Genomic DNA, 453 nt, shown 5'->3' with positions numbered 1-453 from the left:
GTGCTAGGCATCATCGATTTTCGGGCTATGTCGGCCGCGAGAAATTCGAATAGGGTTCCTCTTAACTGTGTCGCGGCGCCTTCGATCTTTCCAAGCTTTTTGAATAGGCTGTCGAAGTCTTCAGGCACGATGACTGATGCGGCGGCTTTGCGCAGTACGCCTGTCAGTTCGACCAGACCCTCGGCAACTTCCTGCCCAAACAAGGTAGTGGGTGTCGCCGGGATGATGCCGGAGCGCTTTGCCAGGAGGAAGGCGTTACGCGTATATCTGTCCGCTACAAAGATCTGTAGGCACGGGCCAATGTTACGCAACCTGCGTAACGTCTGACATTTATGAATGAACGGCATAATACCGCCCTCATCTATTCTCCTGCCAAGTAGCACGTCACACGCTAGGAACCCGTTTTTGCCCTCTCCGTCCTTGCTGTATTTTAAAAGTGGAGCAAGGTAGGAC

The 453-nt window shown here is 53.0% G+C and carries 1 pseudogene; it reads right to left on the bottom strand.

Annotation, left to right across the window (positions count from 1 at the left end):
• Positions 1–347: pseudogene (locus tag AB4Z23_RS28520) on the bottom strand (hypothetical protein); the annotation flags it as partial.
• Positions 348–453: the final 106 nt, after the last annotated feature.

Source organism: Agrobacterium sp. MCAB5 (genome assembly GCF_052114365.1).
Taxonomy (GTDB): domain Bacteria; phylum Pseudomonadota; class Alphaproteobacteria; order Rhizobiales; family Rhizobiaceae; genus Agrobacterium; species Agrobacterium tumefaciens.
The sequence above is the reverse complement of the archived record's forward strand: the minus strand, read 5'-3'. Positions and strand labels throughout refer to the sequence as shown.